Below are 3,144 nucleotides of genomic sequence, written 5' to 3'. Positions count from 1 at the left end.
CACGAACCGCTCCGGTGGCAGCGGCTCGGCGCTCTGCAGCGGGTTGAGGAGGATCAGGGCGAAGCCTTCCGGCAGTCGAGCCGCCAGCTGGGCACGTACCTCGCCGACCAGGTGTGCGCCCAGCAGGGCGAGCACCACGCGGGTCACGCGTTCTGCTTCCTGCTGGCTGCCGTACTCACCGCGTTCCTGCACCTGGTCGAGGAACGCTTCCCGTCGCACAGTCACGTCGGCCGTCACCCTTCCTCGGTCCATGGGGTGCGGAGGACGGGAGAGGGGGAGATCAGTTACCCGTCCTCCGCCGCTGTTGGGGCCCTCGTCGTTCCGGCTCAGCCGGGGATCTCCCTCCGGCCGGATCCGACGCCGATGGTGATCTTGCGGGGCTTGGCACGTTCGGCGATCGGGATCCGCAGGGTGAGCACGCCGGCGTCGTAGTCGGCCTTGATGTGCTCGGTGTCCAGCGTGTCGGCCAGCATGATCTGGCGGGAGAAGACGCCCAGCGGCCGTTCCGACAGTTCCATCTGCACGTCGTCGGCCTTCGCCACGGGCCGGCGTTCGGCCTTGACGGTCAGCATGTTCCGCTCGACGTCGATGTCGATCGCGTCCGCGCTGACGCCAGGGATGTCGAAGGCCACCATGTACTCGTCGCCCTCGCGGTAAGCGTCCATCGGCATCGGGGAGGGCCGCGACCAGGTGCCCGGGCCCGTCAGCTGCTGAGCCAGCCGGTCCAGCTCACGGAAGGGGTCAGTGCGCATCAACATCGTGAAAACACCTCCAGCAGGTTCGGGCAGTTGCTGCCAATGCGCTTCACTGAAACCGTTGTAGCATGTCATCCATCGGATGACAAACACAGTGTCGTCCAGCCGATGACAAGCTGAGGAGGTGCCCGTGACAGCAGCCGAACAGCCGGCCCCGTCCAGCGCCGACGGCCGAAGCCCGGCCTCGTTCCTCGCCGCCGCGGCGGCCCTGCACGCCATAGACGACGCCCTGCACGCCGCCCGGCGGGAAACCTCCGACGCCCCTGATGCCGGCCCCGGCACGGAGCAGGCCCTGGCCTCCCTGCTGCTGCTGCGGCAGGTCCGCGAGCAGCTCGCCGGATGGGAGACCGGCCTGATCGAAACGGCCCGGGACGCGGGAGCCAGCTGGGCCGACCTCGCCCACCCCCTCGGCGTTGCCAGCCGCCAGGCCGCCGAACGCCGCTACCTGCGGGGCCGCCCCGGCCCCGCAGGAACCACCGGCGAACAACGCGTCCAGGCCACCCGTGAACGCCGCGCCGCCGACCGCACCCAAGCCGAATGGGCCCGCCGCAACGCCGCCGACCTACGCCGCATCGCCGGCCAGATCACCGCCCTCACCGACCTCCCCACCGCCGCCCGCCACCCACTCGACCAACTCCACGCTGCCCTCGCTCACAACGACCCCGCCGACCTCATCAACCCCCTCACCGCCACCCGCCCCCACCTGACCGGCACCCACCCCGACCTCGCCGCCCGACTCGACACCCTCACAGGTCCCGCCACGGCCCCGCCCCCACCCGACTGAACGAACACCCACGTCGGAGCGGGCGCCCGATCCGGCTGCCACGCGACATCAGTTGGTGGTGATCGCATCACGAAGATGTGGGCCGGGGAGGTGAGTACGGTGCGGTTCCCGCGCGCGTGGCACGGGTCCTGAGTCGCGGGGTGTGTTGTCTGTGTGCTTGCACCCTCACTCCGAGGGGACGCCGATCCCCAGAAGAGGTGCTGTGTCGCGATGGAACCCGGTAGTGATGTGATCACGGAGCTCGCGGCCGATCACCGTGAGCTGGAGGATCTGTTCTCGCAGATCGAGTTGCAGCCGGTCGACCACCCCCGGCGGCGGGAACTCGCGGACCGGCTGACCGCGGAACTGGTCCGGCACACCGTCGCCGAGGAACGGCACCTCTACCCCGCCGTGCGCAAGCACGTGCCGAACGGTGCGGCCATGGCGGACAAGGAACTCGCCGATCACGCCAGAGCCGAGCGCATGCTCAAGGACCTCGAAGACCTGAGCGTCGACGACCCGCGGTTCAACGACACGATCGCGAAGCTGAAACTCGAGGTCGCCTCCCACACGCGCGAGGAAGAACACGAACTGTTCCCGAAACTCGCAGCCGCCCTCCCGCCCGAGACGCTCGACGAACTCGGCCGACTGGTGCGCCGGACCAGGCAAAACGCCCCCACCCGCCCCCACCCCTCGCTCCCGAACACCCCGCACGCCAACAGACTCCTCGTACCCGGCGCCGGCCTGGTCGACCGGGTACGCGACCTGCTGCGCACCACCACCCGCTGAACCCCACCCCTGGCCGCCCTGAGCATGGCCTGACGTCCATCACGCACCCGCAGGAGCACCAAATGCCGGCCCACGAAGGAACCGTGCCGGTGACCGGTGCGCCGTGCTGGGTCAGCCTGATGGCACGGGACCTGCGCGCGGCGCAGTCCTTTTACTCCGACGTCATGGGCTGGACGTTCAGGCCCAGCACGCTCGGCAGCAGCTTCTCGGTGGCTCTGGCACAGGGTGAACCGGTAGCCGGGATCGGATGCTGCCCGGGCGGTGGCCATCCAGCCGTCTGGACACCGTACTTCGCCGTCAGGAACGCGGACGAGACAGCGGGACGGATCAGCGAGCGCGGCGCCACCCTCGCCGTCGGTCCTCTGGTCCTGGGGGAGGGCCGTGCCGGGATCGCCGCGGACCGGGACGGTGCCGTGTTCGGATTCTGGGAAGGCCCCGCCCTGACCTGGCCGGTGGGGCGCGGCAGGGCCCCGGTGCGGCTGGATCTTCGGACGCGTGACGCGTTCGACGCCGCGATCTTCTACGCCGAGGTCTTCGACTGGGCCCGGCCGCCCGGCGGCTGCACGGTCGACTACGCCCAGGACCACATCATCGTCCAGGCCGGCGGACGCACCGTCGCCACCCTGTACGGCGGAAGCGACGAAACCGGCCCGGACCCACGGATTCGGCGCCGGTGGAATGTCCATTTCCGGGTGAGGGACGGCGAGCGGGCCGCCGCAGCCGCCGCGGCAGCCGGGGGCGAATCCTCACCGACTCCCTCACCTGCCGGTACCCCGGACGGCGCATTCCTCATCCGCGACCCCGACGGCGCCCTCTTCACCCTGACCGGCGCCTGAC

General features: G+C 70.4%; 5 protein-coding genes. 3 read left to right on the top strand and 2 right to left on the bottom strand.

Features of this window, described 5'->3' with window-relative positions; all coding sequences use genetic code 11:
* A partial coding sequence (locus EES42_RS43260; RefSeq protein ID WP_164495585.1) for a DUF2267 domain-containing protein occupies window positions 1–225 on the bottom strand: 225 nt, incomplete at its 3' end.
* A 101-nt stretch (window positions 226–326) separates the two neighbouring features.
* Window positions 327–758, bottom strand: a complete 432-nt coding sequence (locus tag EES42_RS43255; RefSeq protein ID WP_124723681.1) for an Hsp20/alpha crystallin family protein — start codon at window positions 756–758, stop codon at window positions 327–329.
* A 127-nt stretch (window positions 759–885) separates the two neighbouring features.
* Between EES42_RS43255 and EES42_RS43250 the strand changes: the two genes are divergently transcribed.
* The 3 genes from EES42_RS43250 to EES42_RS43240 all read left to right on the top strand — a co-directional run bounded on the left by EES42_RS43250 (window position 886) and on the right by EES42_RS43240 (window position 3,143).
* Window positions 886–1,539, top strand: a complete 654-nt coding sequence (locus EES42_RS43250) for a type III effector protein (RefSeq protein ID WP_124723680.1) — start codon at window positions 886–888, stop codon at window positions 1,537–1,539.
* 210 nt (window positions 1,540–1,749) lie between these two features.
* The gene (locus EES42_RS43245; protein ID WP_124723679.1) at window positions 1,750–2,307 is read left to right on the top strand and encodes a hemerythrin domain-containing protein; all 558 of its coding nucleotides are present in this window, start codon (window positions 1,750–1,752) and stop codon (window positions 2,305–2,307) included.
* Between the two features lie 62 nt (window positions 2,308–2,369).
* Window positions 2,370–3,143, top strand: coding sequence for a VOC family protein (locus EES42_RS43240; RefSeq protein ID WP_124723678.1), 774 nt, complete (start codon window positions 2,370–2,372; stop codon window positions 3,141–3,143).
* Window position 3,144: the final 1 nt, after the last annotated feature.

The organism is Streptomyces sp. ADI95-17, assembly GCF_003846175.1.
GTDB classification, from domain to species: Bacteria; Actinomycetota; Actinomycetes; order Streptomycetales; family Streptomycetaceae; genus Streptomyces; species Streptomyces sanglieri.
The sequence above is the reverse complement of the archived record's forward strand: the minus strand, read 5'-3'. Positions and strand labels throughout refer to the sequence as shown.

Coding starts and splice junctions, on each gene's coding strand:
- EES42_RS43245 (WP_124723679.1), top strand. CDS start 1,750: ATGGAACCCGGTAGTGATGTGATCACGGAGCTCGCGGCCGATCACCGT.
- EES42_RS43255 (WP_124723681.1), bottom strand. CDS start 758: ATGTTGATGCGCACTGACCCCTTCCGTGAGCTGGACCGGCTGGCTCAG.
- EES42_RS43240 (WP_124723678.1), top strand. CDS start 2,370: ATGCCGGCCCACGAAGGAACCGTGCCGGTGACCGGTGCGCCGTGCTGG.